The following is a 14,906-nucleotide window of genomic DNA, read 5'->3' as shown; positions in this document are numbered from 1 at the left end:
CCTGCAGACCGGCGTCTGGGAGCCGGCCGGGCGCGGATTGTAGCATAAGGCCACCCCTCACCAAGCCGCTCCCGATGGACTACATGGCGTCGCACCGGGGCGACGTAGCGGGCATAATTCGCGTTCGTTCACGAACCCGGATTTCCATGCGCATCCACGTCACCTTCATCGATCGCGTCGGCATCACCCAGGAGGTGCTGGCCCTCCTCGGCGGGCGCAACCTCAACCTCGACGCCGTCGAGATGGTGCCGCCGAACGTCTACATCGATGCGCCAACCCTGAGCGCCCAGGTGCTCGACGAACTGCGCGGCGCGCTGTTCAACGTCAGCGGCGTGCAGGCGGTGAACGTGGTCGACATCCTGCCCGGCCAGCACCGCCGCCTGCAGCTCGACGCGCTGCTCGCCGCCATGGCTGATCCGGTGCTGGCGGTGGACGCCAATTGCCGGGTGCTGCTGGCGAACCCGGCGCTGATCACGGTGTGCGGGCGCCAGCTCGAAGGCGAGACGCTGGGCGAGCTGTTCGCCGACGCGCAACTGCAACAGGCGCTGCTGGACGAGCACTTCCGCCTCCCGCTGCGCGAAGTCACCCTCAACGGCCAGGCGCTGCTGCTCGACGCGATGCCGATCACCGAGGCCGTCGAAACCGACCAGCGCCATCTCGCCGGCGGCCTGCTCACTCTGTACTCGCCGAGCCGCATCGGCGAACGCCTGGCGGCGCTGCACCACGACCACGCCGAGGGCTTCGATGCCTTGCTCGGCGACTCGCCACCGTTGCGCACGCTCAAAGCCCGCGCGCAACGGGTCGCGGTGCTCGACGCGCCGCTGCTGATCCACGGCGAAACCGGCACCGGCAAGGAGCTGGTGGCCCGCGCCTGCCACGCCGCCAGCAGCCGGCGCAATGCGCCCTTCCTCGCGCTGAACTGCGCCGCGCTGCCGGAAAACCTCGCCGAGAGCGAGCTCTTCGGCTACGCCCCTGGCGCTTTCACCGGTGCCGCCCGCGGTGGCAAGCCGGGCCTGCTGGAGCTGGCCAATAAAGGCACCGTGTTCCTCGACGAGATTGGCGAGATGTCGCCCTACCTGCAGGCCAAGCTGCTGCGCTTTCTCAGCGACGGCAGTTTCCGCCGGGTCGGCGGCGAACGCGAAGTGAAGGTGGACGTGCGCATCCTCAGCGCCACCCACCGCGACCTGGAAAAGATGGTCGGCGACGGCAGCTTTCGCGAGGACCTCTTCTACCGCCTCAACGTGCTCAAGCTGGACGTGCCGCCGCTGCGCGACCGCGGCCAGGATATTCTCCTGCTCGCCGGACACTTCATGGCCCAGGCCTGCGCCCAGATCCAGCGCCCGCCCTGCCGCCTGGCGCCCGGCACCTATCCGGCGCTGCTGGCCAACCGCTGGCCGGGCAACGTGCGTCAGTTGCAGAACGTGATCTTCCGCGCCGCCGCGATCAGCGAGAGCAACCTGGTGGATATCGACGACCTGGACATCGCCGGGACCGAGGTGGCGCGGCAGGGCGAAGGCGAGGTCGGCAGCCTGGAACAGGCGGTCGGCGACTTCGAGCGCGCGCTGCTGGAAAAGCTCTACGCCAGCTACCCTTCCAGCCGGCAACTGGCGCAGCGGCTGCAGACCTCGCACACAGCCATCGCCCAGCGCCTGCGCAAGTACGGCATTCCGGGCAAGGCCTGACGGCTTGAGAGCCCGTATCGATATCGAAACAGCGTAGCGATATCACTACAAACAGAGCCATCGACACAGCCTGCGCAGGCTCTAGGCTCTGATTTCCACGGAAACCATTGGCCGCGTAGCGATTTCGCTACAGCACGGTGCGCCACGCCGCCGCCTGAAATACCTATGATACTGATAAATAACGATATTTTTATCATGGCACCCGGCTTGCTATGACCTGCGCAACCGCGCCCCATGCCTGGGCGCACCGTTTATCCCGCCACAGCAGCGGGAAGCCGCCAACAGGAGTTCACATGAGCGAGTTGCGTTTCACCGTCGATCACGAATGGCTGCGTCTGGACAGCGATGGCCTGGTCACCGTCGGCATCACCGCGTTCGCCCAGGATGCACTCGGCGACGTGGTCTTCGTGCAACTCCCCGAGTTGCAGGCCTACGAGGCCGGCGCCGAAGTCGCGGTACTCGAATCGGTGAAGGCGGCGAGCAACATCGTCATGCCGCTGGCGGGTGAAGTCGTGGAGATCAACCCGGAGCTGGAAGCCAGCCCGGAACGGGTCAACGAGCAACCGCTGGAGGGCGGCTGGTTCTTCCGCTTCCGCCCGTCCGATGTGGATGCGGTGGCCGGCCTGCTCGACCAAGCTGCCTACGACCGCCTGCTGAAAGCCAACGCCGAGGCCTGATCCATGACCGAACTGAGCACGCAGAACGAATTCATCGCCCGCCACATCGGCCCGCGCGAGGCCGATACCGCCGCCATGCTGCAGAGCCTGGGCTACGACTCGCTGGAAGCGCTGTCCGCCAGCGTGATCCCGGAAAGCATCAAGGGCACCAGCGTGCTCGACCTGCCGGCCGGCCAGAGCGAAGCCGCGGCCCTGGCCGAGATCAAGGCTATCGCCGCGAAGAACCAGCTGTTCACCCATTACATCGGCCAGGGTTACTACGGCACCCACACGCCGGCGCCAATCCTGCGCAACCTGCTGGAAAACCCGGCCTGGTACACCGCCTACACCCCGTATCAGCCGGAGATTTCCCAGGGTCGCCTGGAAGCGCTGCTGAACTTCCAGACGCTGATCATCGACCTCACCGGCCTGCCGATCGCCAACGCCTCGCTGCTCGACGAAGCCACCGCTGCCGCCGAGGCGATGACCTTCTGCAAGCGCCTGGCGAAGAACAAGGCGAGCAACGCCTTCTTCGCCTCCCGGCACTGCCTGCCGCAGACCCTCGACGTGCTGCGCACCCGTGCCGAGCCACTGGGCATCGAGGTGGTGGTCGGCGACGAGCGCGAGATCGACGACGCCAGCGCCTACTTCGGCGCGCTGCTGCAGTACCCCGGCGCCGACGGCGACATCTTCGACTACCGCGAGCTGGTCGAGCGTTTCCACGCCGCCAATGCGCTGGTGGCGGTCGCCGCCGACCTGCTGGCGCTGACCCTGCTCACCCCACCCGGCGAGTTCGGCGCCGACGTCGCCCTCGGCACCGCCCAGCGCTTCGGCGTACCGCTCGGCTTCGGCGGCCCGCACGCCGCCTACTTCGCCACCCGCGACGCCTTCAAGCGCGACATGCCGGGGCGCCTGGTGGGCGTCTCCGTGGACCGCTTCGGCAAGCCGGCACTGCGCCTGGCGATGCAGACCCGCGAGCAGCACATCCGCCGCGAGAAGGCCACCAGCAACATCTGCACCGCGCAGGTGCTGCTGGCCAACATCGCCAGCATGTACGCCGTCTATCACGGCCCGCAGGGGCTGACGCAGATCGCCCAGCGCGTGCACGGCCTGACCGCGATCCTCGCCGCCGGCCTGTCCGAGATGGGCTACGCCGTCGAGCAGGAGAGCTTCTTCGATACCCTGACGCTGGCCACGGGCGAGAAGACCGCCGCGCTGCACGCCAAGGCGCGCGAGGCGCGGATCAACCTGCGCGAGATCGACGCCGGACGCCTGGGCCTGTCGCTCAACGAAACCACCACGCCGGCCGACGTGGAAGCGCTCTGGGCGATCTTCGCCGACGGCGCGCGGCCGGACTTCGCCGCCCTCGCCTCCGCCGAAAGCCGCCTGCCGGCCGCGCTGCTGCGCCAGTCGGGCTTCCTGCAGCACGCCGTGTTCAACCGCTACCACTCGGAAACCGAGCTGATGCGCTACCTGCGCAAGCTCGCCGACAAGGACCTGGCGCTGGACCGCACGATGATCCCGCTGGGCTCCTGCACCATGAAGCTCAACGCCGCCAGCGAAATGATCCCGATCACCTGGGCCGAATTCGGCAGCCTGCACCCGTTCGCACCGGTCGAGCAGAGCCAGGGCTACACCCAGTTGACCGACGACCTGGAGCGCATGCTCTGCGCCGCCACCGGCTACGACGCCATCTCGCTGCAGCCGAACGCCGGCTCCCAGGGCGAATACGCCGGCCTGCTGGCGATCCGCGCCTACCACCACAGCCGTGGCGACGTGCAGCGCGACATCTGCCTGATCCCCGCCTCGGCCCACGGCACCAACCCCGCCACCGCCAGCATGGTCGGCATGCGCGTGGTCGTGGTCGCCTGCGACACGCGTGGCAACGTCGACGTCGATGACCTGCGCAAGAAGGCCGAGGAACACCGCGCGCGCCTCGCCGCGCTGATGATCACCTACCCGTCGACCCACGGCGTGTTCGAGGAAGCGATCCGCGAGATCTGCGCGGTGGTGCACGACAACGGCGGCCAGGTGTACATCGACGGCGCCAACATGAACGCCATGGTCGGCCTCTGCGCACCGGGCAAGTTCGGCGGCGACGTGTCCCACCTGAACCTGCACAAGACCTTCTGCATCCCCCACGGCGGCGGCGGCCCGGGCGTCGGCCCGATCGGCGTCAAGGCACACCTGGCGCCGTTCATGCCCGGCCACGGCCAGATGCAGCGCAAGGAAGGTGCGGTCAGCGCCGCGCCGTTCGGCAGCGCCAGCATTCTGCCGATCACCTGGATGTACATCCGCATGATGGGCGGCGAAGGCCTGACCCGCGCCTCGCAGATGGCGATCCTCAACGCCAACTACATCGCCCGTCGCCTGGAAGAGCATTACCCGGTGCTCTACAGCGGCAGCAACGGCCTGGTCGCCCACGAGTGCATCCTCGACCTGCGCCCGCTCAAGGAAACCAGCGGCGTCAGCGTCGATGACGTCGCCAAGCGCCTGATCGACTTTGGCTTCCACGCCCCGACCATGTCCTTCCCGGTCGCCGGCACGCTGATGATCGAGCCGACCGAGAGCGAGTCGCGCGAGGAGCTCGACCGCTTCTGCGACGCCATGATCGCCATCCGCGAGGAAATCCGCGCGGTGGAGAGCGGCGCGCTGCACAGCGACGACAACCCGCTGAAGAACGCCCCGCACACTGCGGCGGAGCTGGTCGGCGAGTGGAGCCACCCGTACAGCCGCGAGCAGGCGGTGTACCCGCTGGCGTCGCTGGTGGAGGCCAAGTACTGGCCGCCGGTCGGTCGCGTCGACAACGTCTTCGGCGACCGCAACCTGGTCTGCGCCTGCCCGTCGATCGAGGCGTACCAGGAGGCCTGATCGCCCTGCCCCGGACCTCTCCCGACGGGAGAGGAACGCAATCGGCGGTCTTTCGCCAGCCAACCCTCTCCGCGGGAGAGGGTTGGCTGGCGAGGTGTCCCGCGCCTCACCGGCCATAACCGAAGAGTGATTCATGTCCCTCAGCGTTTTCGACCTGTTCAAGATCGGCATCGGCCCCTCCAGCTCGCACACCGTCGGGCCGATGCGCGCTGCCGTGCGCTTCGCCGAAGGGCTGCGGCGCGACGGCCTGCTGGACGCGACCACTGGCGTCAAGGTCGAGCTGTACGGTTCGCTCGGCGCCACCGGCAAGGGTCACGGCAGCGACAAGGCAGTGCTCCTCGGCCTGGAAGGCGAACAGCCGGACAGCGTGGACACCAGCACCATTGAGCGCCGGCTGGCGGCGATCCGCTCCTCCGGCGAGCTGAAGCTGCTGGGCGAAAAGCCGATCCGCTTCGTCGAGAAGGAACACCTGGCGATGATCCGCAAGCCGCTGCCGTTCCATCCGAACGGCCTGGTGTTCCGCGCGTTCGACGCCGCCGGCATGCAGCTGCGCTCGCGTGAGTACTACTCGGTGGGCGGCGGTTTCGTCGTCGACGAGGAAGCCGCCGGCGCCGATCGCATCGTCGAAGACCGCACGCCGCTGCGCTTCCCCTTCACCACCGGTGCCGAACTGCTCGCCCACTGCGCGGAATCCGGGTTGTCGATCAGCCAGGTGATGCTCGCCAACGAAAGCGCCTGGCGCCCGGAGCAGGAAACCCGCGCCGGTCTCCTGCGCATCTGGCAGGTGATGCAGGACTGCGTCGCCGCCGGCTGCCGCAACGAGGGCATCATGCCCGGCGGGCTCAAGGTCAAGCGCCGCGCCGCCGCGCTGCACCGGCAGCTGTGCGCGAATCCGGAAGCCAACCTGCGCGATGCGCTGAGCGTGCTCGACTGGGTCAACCTCTACGCCCTGGCGGTGAACGAGGAAAACGCCAGCGGCGGGCGTGTCGTCACCGCGCCCACCAACGGCGCCGCCGGCATCGTTCCCGCCGTGCTGCATTACTACATGCGCTTCATCGCCGGCGCGGACGAAGACGGCGTGGTGCGCTTCCTGCTCACCGCCGCGGCCATCGGCATTCTCTACAAGGAGAACGCCTCGATCTCCGGCGCCGAAGTCGGCTGCCAGGGCGAGGTCGGCGTGGCCTGCTCGATGGCCGCCGGCGCGCTCTGCGAAGTCATGGGCGGCAGTGTCCAGCAGGTGGAGAACGCCGCCGAGATCGGCATGGAGCACAACCTGGGGCTGACCTGCGACCCGGTCGGCGGGCTGGTCCAGGTGCCCTGCATCGAGCGCAACGCGATGGGCTCGGTGAAGGCGATCAACGCCGTGCGCATGGCCCTGCGTGGCGACGGCCAGCACTTCATCTCGCTGGACAAGGTGATCCGCACCATGCGCCAGACCGGCGCCGACATGAAAAGCAAATACAAGGAAACCGCGCGCGGCGGACTGGCCGTGAACATCATCGAATGTTGACCTGCCCTCTCTCTCGGCCCCCTCCCGTGAACGGGAGAGGGAGAAAAGCCGCGACCAGCCCCTGACCGATCGCCGGCAAGGGATGGGAAGGAACAGTCGAAGCAACACACCGATCAATCCCCTCTCCCGCTTGCCGGAGAGGGCCAGGGAGAGGGCTTTCCCCTCCCACCACTCTTGTTCAGGAACACACGACATGACCAGCGAAACCCTGGCGAAAACCCCGCTACACGCCCTGCACCTGGAACTCGGCGCGCGCATGGTGCCGTTCGCCGGCTACGACATGCCGGTGCAGTACCCGCTCGGGGTGATGAAGGAACACCTGCACACCCGCGAGAAGGCCGGGCTGTTCGATGTTTCGCACATGGGCCAGATCGTACTGCGCGGCGCGGATGCCGCGGCGGCGCTGGAAAGCCTGGTGCCGGTGGACATCCTCGACCTGCCGCAGGGCATGCAGCGTTACGCGCTGTTCACCGATGACAACGGCGGCATCCTCGACGACCTGATGGTCGCCAACCTCGGCGACGACACGCTGTTCCTGGTCGTCAACGCCGCCTGCAAGGAGCAGGACCTGGCGCACCTGCAGCAACGCATCGGCGCGCGCTGCGAGATCGAAAGCCTGTTCGACGCGCGCGCCCTGCTCGCCCTGCAGGGGCCGAAGGCGGTGGACGTGCTGGCGCGCCTGGCGCCCGAGGTCGCGGGCATGACCTTCATGCAGTTCCGCCGCGTGCAACTGCTGGGCGTCGACTGCTTCGTCAGCCGCTCCGGCTACACCGGCGAGGACGGTTTCGAGATTTCCGTGCCGGTGGAGAATGCCGAAGCGCTGGCCCGCGCGCTGCTCGCCGAGGAAGAAGTACAACCCATCGGCCTCGGCGCCCGCGATTCGCTACGGTTGGAAGCCGGCCTATGCCTCTACGGCCACGACATGAGCACCGCCACCACACCGATCGAGGCCAGCCTGCTGTGGGCGATGTCCAAGCCACGGCGTGCCGATGGCGCCCGCGCCGGCGGCTTCCCCGGCGCCGAGCGGATCTTCGCCCAGCAGCGCGACGGCGCGCCGAACAAGCGCGTCGGCCTGCTGCCGCAGGAACGCGTGCCGGTACGTGAAGGCGCGGAGATCGTCGACGCGCAGGGCCAGGTGATCGGACAGGTCAGCAGCGGCGGCTTCGGCCCGAGCCTGGGCGCGCCGGTCGCCATGGGCTATGTGCAGAGCAGCCACGCGGCGATCGACACCCCGGTGTGGGCCATCGTGCGCGGCAAACGCGTGCCGATGTGCGTCGCCAGGACGCCGTTCGTAGCGCAACGCTACTACCGCGGCTGAGGCTTGCACGGCAGGTCCGCGACGCTCGTCGCGGGCCTGTGATCCCTGATATTCCCCCAAGATTGTCGACAATCGACACTAATTCCCCCCGTTAGGCGCAACTCGGCCGCCAGCCTGAACCACTCTGTCTATTATCAATCACTAGATAACACCAGATCGACGCCACAGAGCAGTGATCCGTACAATCCGTGGCGCTTGCGACAACCCAGCCGGGAATGATGGACATGACCCTTGCATCCGCTATTGCCTTCGCCGCGCCCCTTTGCGTCCGTGACGCCGGAGCGGATCAATGACTTGCCGGCTGCTGCTGGCCGACGACCATGCCCTGATCCGCGCCGGCGTGCGGGTGATGATCAGCGACCTGGAAGGTTACGAAGTGGTCGGCGAGGCCGAGGATGGCGGCCAGGCCGTGGAGATGGCCCGCGAACTGGAGCCGGACATCATCCTGCTGGACGTTTCGATGCGCGACGTCGGCGGCCTGGAAGCGCTGCAGCTGCTGACCAAGCACGCGCCCGGTTGCAAGGTGCTGATGCTATCGATGCACACCGACCCGGAGACGGTCTTCCAGTCCCTGCAGAAAGGCGCCGTCGGCTACCTGCTCAAGGATGCCGCGATGGCCGAACTGCACCTCGCGCTGCGCGCGGTCGGGCGCGGTGAGCGCTACCTGAGTTCGGCGATCGCCCAGCATGTCATCGAGCAGGCCCTGGCGCGTACGCCGGTTCCGCCGAGCCTGATGCTGACCCAGCGGCAGATCGAGATCCTACGGCTGATCTCGCGTGGCGCATCGACCCGCGCCATCGCCAGCGGCCTCGGCCTGAGCGTGAAGACCGTCGAGGCGCACCGCTCGCAGATCATGAAACGCCTGGAGATACACGACGTGCCGGGCCTGGTGCTCTACGCGGTGCGCGAAGGCATCATCAGCCCGGACGACTGATCACTCGGCGATGGCGTGGGTCAGTGGCAATGCCTGCGCCTGGCCGCCGAGCAGCGGCGAATTCGCCGGCAGGTGCACGCGCAGCGCCTTCGGCCGGACGCTCAGGCGCAGGGTCCGGACCTCGATCGGCTCGCCGTCCAGATTCAGGTCCAGCCCTTCCGGCGCCTCGATCTCGACCCACGGCAACCGCGCGCCGACCGACACCGACTCCAGCCCGCGAATGCCGCCGGTGAGCATGGTGGTCAGGGTACCGACCACATCGGCCGGCGCCGGCACGATGCAGATGTCCAGCAGGCCGTCGTCCGCCAGCGCCTGCGGGCACAACTGGTGACCGCCGCCGGCCTGGCGGCCGTTGCCGATGCCGAGCGCGAGAAACTCGCCCTCCCAGCTGAAATCCGGCCCCGTGAAGCGGCCGAAGGCGGAGTGCACCTCGGGAAACTTGGTCAGGCCGGTGAGCAGATAGGCACTCCCGCCGAGGATCTTCTTCAGGTCCTCGGAGGTGTTGGCGGTGACCTTGGACCCGAAACCGCCGGTGGCCATGTTGAGGAACAGCTGCCCGTCGGCGTCGCCGATGTCCACCGCACGCGGCGCGTTGTCCAGTTGGCCGAGCGCTTCGTCCGGCGGCAGCGGCACGCCGGCGGCGCGGGCGAAGTCGTTCGCCGTACCCAGCGGCAACAACACCAGGCTGGCGTCGGTCTCCTTCTGCGCCATCGCTTCGGCCACGTCGCGCACCGTGCCGTCGCCGCCACCCGCGATGATGATCGGGTAACCGGCATCCAGCGCTTCGTCGACCAGGCGCTGGGCATCGCCGGGCTCCCAGGTCACCCGCACCGTCAGCTCCCAGCCCTCCTTGCGACGCGCCATCACCGCGGCACGAACCTCGTCGTTGGCGGCCTGCTTGCCATGCAGAATCAAGAACGCCCTGCGCTCGCTCATCACCGATTCCCCTGGAATATCCACTGCGCGACGGCCGAATGGGCGCCCGCCTAGATCGGATCGACAGGCACGGGGAAAGTTTCTGTGCGGATGACGTACGCGGCGGCCGGTTCGTCCGCCAGATGGCCGCGGGTCAGCGCCGCCTGCTGATCCTGGATATCCGGTAGCCAACGCTGGCGCTCCAGCCCGCCCGGCGAACCATCGCCAACCCCTCTAGCCCGGATAGCCGGTGATCTCGCTGATGCTGCGGTACAGCGGCTCGAGCCGCCGGTACATGCGCTGGTAGACCTCGCGGTACAACCGCTGGTAGATCGCCTGCGCCTGCGGGTCAGGCTGAAAGACCTGGCCCACGCGGGTCATCGCGGCGATCGCGCTGGGGAAATCCGCATGCAGGCCGAGGCCCACCGCGCAATCGATGGCCGCTCCCAGGCCGGAGGTCTCGTAGAGGTGCGGGCGTTCCGCGGGCAGGCCGAAGATGTCGGCGGTCAGCTGCATCGCCGCATCGCTCTGCGAACCGCCGCCGGATACGCGCAGGCGGGTGATCGGCGTGCCGGAGCGTTTCTCGATGCGCTCGCGGCCTTCGCGCAGTGCGTAGGCCAGCCCTTCGAGGATCGCCCGATACATGTGCGCCCGCGTATGCACGTCGCCGAAACCGATGATCGCGCCTTTCGCCTCGATGCCCGGCTCGCGGATGCCGGGAGTCCAGTAGGGTTGCAGCATCAGCCCCATCGAACCCGGCGAGACCGCTCTCACCAGTTCGTCGAACAGTGCCTCCGGCTCCACGTCCAGCGCCTTGGCGCGCTGGGTTTCCTCCAGGCCGAACTGCTGCTTGAACCAGCTGACCATCCAGTAGCCGCGGTAGATCATCACCTCGCTGTTGTAGTGGTCGGGAATCGCCGCCGGGTAAGGCGGGATCAGCGGCGTCACCTCCAGGTAGCGACGTCGCGTGGTGTTGATGGTGGCCGTGGTGCCGTAGGACAGACAGGCGATGTTCGGTACCACGCCGCCGGCGCCGATCACCTCGCAGGCTTTGTCCGAAGCCGCCGCGATCAACGGAAGGCCCTGCGGAATGCCGGTGTGCGCGCTGGCTTCGGCGCTGATCATGCCGAGCGTTTCGCCAGGCTTGTAGAGCTCGGCGAGCTGCTCGCGGCGCACCGGCATCGCCTGCCACTTCCAGTCGCGCGGACCGGCCCAGCGCAGGCGCTTGTAGTCGAACGGCAGGTAGCCGACGGTGCAGCCCACCGAATCGGCGAAGCGCCCGGTGAGCCGGTGCGTGAGGAAGCCCGAAAGCAGCAGCAGCTTGTGCGTCTTCGCCCAGATATCCGGCTGGTTCTGTGCGATCCAGTTGACCTCGGCCTGGGCGCGCACGTGGTCCACCGTCGCCTGCGCACGCGCCACCTTGAACAGCCAGCCCCAGGGCCCCTTGATGCGTTCGCGGACCTCGGCGCGCCGCTGGTCGAGCCAGAGGATCGCCGGACGCAGCGGCGTACCCGCCGCGTCGACGTTGATCAGCGTGCCGCGCTGGGTGGTCAACGCTACGCCGCGAATCAGGCGGCGGTCGATGTTCGTGCTGCGCCACAGCCGCTGGCAGGCCTCGCCCAGGCTCGCCCAGAAGTAGTCCGGGTCCTGCTCGGCCCAGCCCGGCTGCGCCGAATAGTAGGGGTCCAGCTCGACCTTGCCCTTGCCGAGCAGGTTGCCGGACAGGTCGAACAGCAATGCGCGGACACTCTGGGTGCCGTTGTCGATGGCCAGCAGGTAGCTTGGTTCGTTCACGATGCGCTCACTCGGCTCATGTCTTCACTCCGCGGCAGGCGATAGCAGTGCTGCCACAGGCGCAGGTAGTCGTGCGCCTCGCGCTGCCAACGCTCGTCGCTCCAGCCCAGCCGCGCCTGGCACAGCGTGCGGATGCGCGGCAGCTCGGCCTCGGCGCCGTTGGCGAGCAGCAGCCCGAGACGCGTGCGGCGCAGCAGCAGGTCGTCCAGATGCAGCACCAGCTCGTTCTGCGCCGCCCAGGCTAGCTCCGCCCAGAGCGTGTCGGTGGCGCCCACCCGCTCGGCGCCGACCTCTTCCAGCACCGCCAGCACGCCGGGCAGCTCGCGTCCGTGCCGGCCGGCCAGGCGCCGCTGCTGGGCCGGCGATAGCGCGGGCACCGGCTGCGCAGGCTGCGGACGAAACACCGGCGCGCCGCGGTCGTCCAGCTCACGGCCGACGAAACCGGCGCAGGCCCGCAGCACTTCCAGCGCCAGCAGGCGGAAGGTGGTCAGCTTGCCGCCGGCCAGGGTCACGCAACCGGGTTCGACCCAGAGCAGGTGTTCGCGCTTCTCGTCCGAGGGCTTGAGCGTGGAGCCCGCCGCGCAGACCACCGGACGCACGCCGGCCCAGGTCGACAGCACGTCCGCGGCGGCGATACGCGCGCCGGGGAACTGCTGGGCACAGGCCGCGAGCAGGTAGTCGGCCTCGTCGGCGCTGATCCGCGCCTCGCGATCCAGCGACTCGGCGTGGTCGAGATCCGTGGTGCCGACCACCGTGGCGCCCTCCCAGGGGAAGACGAACACCGGGCGCCGGTCCTGGTCGTGCAGGAAGCTGAACGCATGGGCCACCGGCAGCCGCCAGGCCGGAAGCAGCAGGTGGCTGCCGCGCAACGGGCGAATCCGCACGTCGTCGTCCTGGCGAAACCGACCCGCCCAGGCGCCGGTAGCCTGCGCCACGGCACGCGCGCGAAACCGCAGGCGCTGGCCGCTTTCGCGATCCTCGCCGAGCAGGCCGACCACCCGGCCCTCCTCGCGCAGCAGCTCGACGACTTCGATGCCGTTCAGCGCCTCGCCACCCTCGCCGCGCGCCTCGCCGAGCACGCGCATCACCAGCCGCGCATCGTCGGTCACCGCATCGAAGAAACGCGTGCCGCCGAGCAGGCCGTCCTCCTTCAGCCCCGGCGCCAGGTAGCGCAGCTGCTGCAGCGAATGGAACAGGTGGTTGCGCTTGCCGGCCAGGGCGTCATACACCGCGAGCACCCCGCCGAAGACCTTCGGCCCGGGAAAGGCGCCGCGGTAGTGCGCCATGATGAAACTCAGCGGGTCCACCAGCCCCGGCGCCTCGGCGAGCAGACGCTGGCGTTCGCGCACCGAATCACGGGTCAGGCCGAACTGGCCCTTGGCGATGTAGCGCAGGCCGCCGTGGACCATCTTCGACGAACGACTCGACGTGCCCCAGGCGAAATCGCGCTGTTCCAGCAGCAGGCATTTCCAGCCGCGCCGGGCCGCTTCGCGCAGGATGCCGGCGCCGCTGATGCCGCCGCCGATGACGATCAGGTCCCACTCGCGGGCCGCCAGCTCGGGCAGCGCGCGCTCACGCCAGGCGGCGTTCCAGGCGCTCATTCCGGCAACAGCACGCCGGGGGCCAGGCGGCCTTCCGGGTCGAAATGGACCGCCAGCGCACGCAGCGCGGCCATGCCCCGCTCGCCCTTCTCCACCGCCAGGTAGGGAGCGTGGTCGCGACCGACGCCATGCTGGTGGCTGATGGTGCCGCGGTTGTCGACGATGCAGCGGCTGGCGGCGTGCTTGAGCCGTTGCCAGCGCTCCAGCGCCTGCGCGTAGCTGCCGCCCGGCCGATACACGTAGGTGGTGTAGATGCTGCAGCCCTCGCCGTAGACGTGGGACAGGTGGGTGAAGACGTGGACCCGCTCGCCCGCATCGGCAAGGCCGTCGCGCAGGCTGGCCTCGAGCGTGTTCAGCAGCGTGTCGACGTTGCTCCAGTCAGTGGCGGTTTCCAGCGTGTCCACCAGGTAGCCGGCGCTCCACAGGCCGTGGCGCAGGTAGGGGAAACGGAAGCGGTTCTGCGCCCATTTACGGCCCAGCAGCGTGCCGGTGAACACCCCGCCGAAGCCACGCAGGAGCTTCCTGGCCTGGCGCAGCGAGGCGGCGTTCTGCACCCGGCTGCCGGTGACCCCGAAGGTCAGCATGCATTTGTCGCCCCGCGCGCCGCGCAGCGCCAGGTACTTCTCCAGCAGCGCGATCTGCCCCGGATGACCGGCCAGCGCCAGTTGGGTGCGGGTCTCGATGCCATTGGACAGACGCAGCATCGACAGCGGCACCCGCGCCTGCGCCAGGCCGCGGATCGCCTCCAGCGCGCGCGGCCAGTCGGGCAGGAATACCGCGTAGAAGGTTTCCGCATCGGGCAGGCGGCTGATGCGTACCCGGACCTCGGAGATCACCCCGAAGCGCCCTTCCGAACCCAGCACCATTTCGCGCAGATCGGGACCGGCCGCCGACGCCGGAAAACTCGGCAGTTGCAACGGGCCGGAAAAGGTTTCCAGCGTACCGCCGGCGAACAACTGCTCGATGCGCCCATAACGCAGGGACTGCTGGCCGCTGGAGCGCGCGGCCACCCAGCCGCCGAGGGTCGACAGCTCCCAGGATTGCGGGAAGTGCCCGAGGGTGTAGCCCTGCGCGCGCAGCTGGCTTTCCACCTGCGGGCCGTTGGCGCCGGGACCGAAGGTGGCGATCAGGCTCGCGGCGTCGATCTCCAGCAGGCGGTTCATGCGCTCCAGCGAGAGCGTCAGCACCGGCCGTTCGCCGTGCTGGGGGTTGATGTGGCCGGCCACCGAAGTGCCGCCGCCGTAGGGGATCAAGACCAGGTCCCGCTCCGCCGCCCAGGCCATCAGCTCGCGGATCTGCCCGGCGGTTTCGGGAAAGGCCACGCCATCGGGAAACACGCCGAAGTCGCCCGAGCGCATCGCCAGCCAGTCCGGCAGGCTCTGCCCGCGGGCGTGGCGCAGGCGATCCTCTGCCTCCAGGCTGACCAGCGGATGCGCCGGCAGCCGCGACGCCGGCACACGGGCCAGCACCTGTTCGAGCGTCGCATCGGCCAGCGGCTCGCCGGCACCGATCAGCGCGTGGAGAAATTCCGCCCCGTGCGCCGGCAATTCGACCTCGGTGGTGTCTTCGCCCCAGCCATTCCAGCGTCGCATTCCGCCCTCCCTCGTCCGGTATTCCGGAGCTTG

10 protein-coding genes are annotated in these 14,906 nt (G+C 68.8%); 6 read left to right on the top strand and 4 right to left on the bottom strand.

Features of this window, described 5'->3' with window-relative positions:
- Positions 1–146 precede the first annotated feature (146 nt).
- The 6 genes from B3E91_RS02900 (at position 147) to B3E91_RS02875 (ending at position 8,971) form a co-directional block, all read left to right on the top strand.
- A complete protein-coding gene (locus B3E91_RS02900; protein WP_287028273.1) occupies positions 147–1,682 on the top strand; it encodes a sigma-54-dependent transcriptional regulator in 1,536 nt (511 codons plus the stop codon).
- 293 nt (positions 1,683–1,975) lie between these two features.
- A complete protein-coding gene (gene gcvH / locus B3E91_RS02895) occupies positions 1,976–2,359 on the top strand; it encodes a glycine cleavage system protein GcvH (protein WP_090229438.1) in 384 nt (127 codons plus the stop codon).
- Positions 2,360–2,362: 3 nt separating this feature from the next.
- Positions 2,363–5,209, top strand: a complete 2,847-nt coding sequence (gene gcvP / locus B3E91_RS02890; RefSeq protein ID WP_287028272.1) for an aminomethyl-transferring glycine dehydrogenase — start codon at positions 2,363–2,365, stop codon at positions 5,207–5,209.
- Between the two features lie 133 nt (positions 5,210–5,342).
- Positions 5,343–6,719, top strand: coding sequence for an L-serine ammonia-lyase (locus B3E91_RS02885; RefSeq protein WP_287028271.1), 1,377 nt, complete (start codon positions 5,343–5,345; stop codon positions 6,717–6,719).
- A 193-nt stretch (positions 6,720–6,912) separates the two neighbouring features.
- On the top strand, positions 6,913–8,037 hold the full coding sequence (gcvT, locus tag B3E91_RS02880) for a glycine cleavage system aminomethyltransferase GcvT (protein ID WP_287028270.1): 1,125 nt from the start codon (positions 6,913–6,915) through the stop codon (positions 8,035–8,037).
- A gap of 289 nt (positions 8,038–8,326) precedes the next feature.
- Positions 8,327–8,971 (top strand): response regulator, encoded by a 645-nt coding sequence (locus tag B3E91_RS02875; protein ID WP_287028269.1) that lies wholly within the window; start codon positions 8,327–8,329, stop codon positions 8,969–8,971.
- Here B3E91_RS02875 and yegS read toward each other — a convergent pair whose 3' ends face one another.
- The 4 genes from yegS to B3E91_RS02855 form a co-directional block, all read right to left on the bottom strand.
- Positions 8,972–9,907 carry a lipid kinase YegS gene (gene yegS, locus B3E91_RS02870; protein ID WP_287028268.1) on the bottom strand — a complete coding sequence of 312 codons (936 nt, stop codon included), beginning with the start codon at positions 9,905–9,907 and terminating at the stop codon, positions 8,972–8,974.
- A gap of 213 nt (positions 9,908–10,120) precedes the next feature.
- Positions 10,121–11,680, bottom strand: coding sequence for an FGGY-family carbohydrate kinase (locus tag B3E91_RS02865; RefSeq protein ID WP_287028267.1), 1,560 nt, complete (start codon positions 11,678–11,680; stop codon positions 10,121–10,123).
- The gene (locus B3E91_RS02860; protein ID WP_287028266.1) at positions 11,677–13,281 is read right to left on the bottom strand and encodes a glycerol-3-phosphate dehydrogenase/oxidase; all 1,605 of its coding nucleotides are present in this window, start codon (positions 13,279–13,281) and stop codon (positions 11,677–11,679) included. The genes B3E91_RS02865 and B3E91_RS02860 overlap by 4 nt, the downstream gene beginning before the upstream one ends.
- Positions 13,278–14,873 (bottom strand): FAD-binding oxidoreductase, encoded by a 1,596-nt coding sequence (locus B3E91_RS02855; protein ID WP_287028265.1) that lies wholly within the window; start codon positions 14,871–14,873, stop codon positions 13,278–13,280. Before B3E91_RS02855 ends, B3E91_RS02860 begins: the two co-directional genes overlap by 4 nt.
- Between the last annotated feature and the right edge of the window lie 33 nt (positions 14,874–14,906).

Source organism: Pseudomonas sp. UBA6310 (assembly GCF_002438225.1).
GTDB classification, from domain to species: domain Bacteria; phylum Pseudomonadota; class Gammaproteobacteria; order Pseudomonadales; family Pseudomonadaceae; genus Pseudomonas_O; species Pseudomonas_O kuykendallii.
This window is presented reverse-complemented; position numbering and strand designations above follow the sequence as displayed.

Bases quoted from the DNA above. Each gene is read 5' to 3' on its own strand.
- B3E91_RS02900 (WP_287028273.1), top strand. From the start codon at position 147: ATGCGCATCCACGTCACCTTCATCGATCGCGTCGGCATCACCCAGGAG.
- gcvH (WP_090229438.1), top strand. From the start codon at position 1,976: ATGAGCGAGTTGCGTTTCACCGTCGATCACGAATGGCTGCGTCTGGAC.
- gcvP (WP_287028272.1), top strand. From the start codon at position 2,363: ATGACCGAACTGAGCACGCAGAACGAATTCATCGCCCGCCACATCGGC.
- B3E91_RS02885 (WP_287028271.1), top strand. From the start codon at position 5,343: ATGTCCCTCAGCGTTTTCGACCTGTTCAAGATCGGCATCGGCCCCTCC.
- gcvT (WP_287028270.1), top strand. From the start codon at position 6,913: ATGACCAGCGAAACCCTGGCGAAAACCCCGCTACACGCCCTGCACCTG.
- B3E91_RS02875 (WP_287028269.1), top strand. From the start codon at position 8,327: ATGACTTGCCGGCTGCTGCTGGCCGACGACCATGCCCTGATCCGCGCC.
- yegS (WP_287028268.1), bottom strand. From the start codon at position 9,907: ATGAGCGAGCGCAGGGCGTTCTTGATTCTGCATGGCAAGCAGGCCGCC.
- B3E91_RS02860 (WP_287028266.1), bottom strand. From the start codon at position 13,281: ATGAGCGCCTGGAACGCCGCCTGGCGTGAGCGCGCGCTGCCCGAGCTG.
- B3E91_RS02855 (WP_287028265.1), bottom strand. From the start codon at position 14,873: ATGCGACGCTGGAATGGCTGGGGCGAAGACACCACCGAGGTCGAATTG.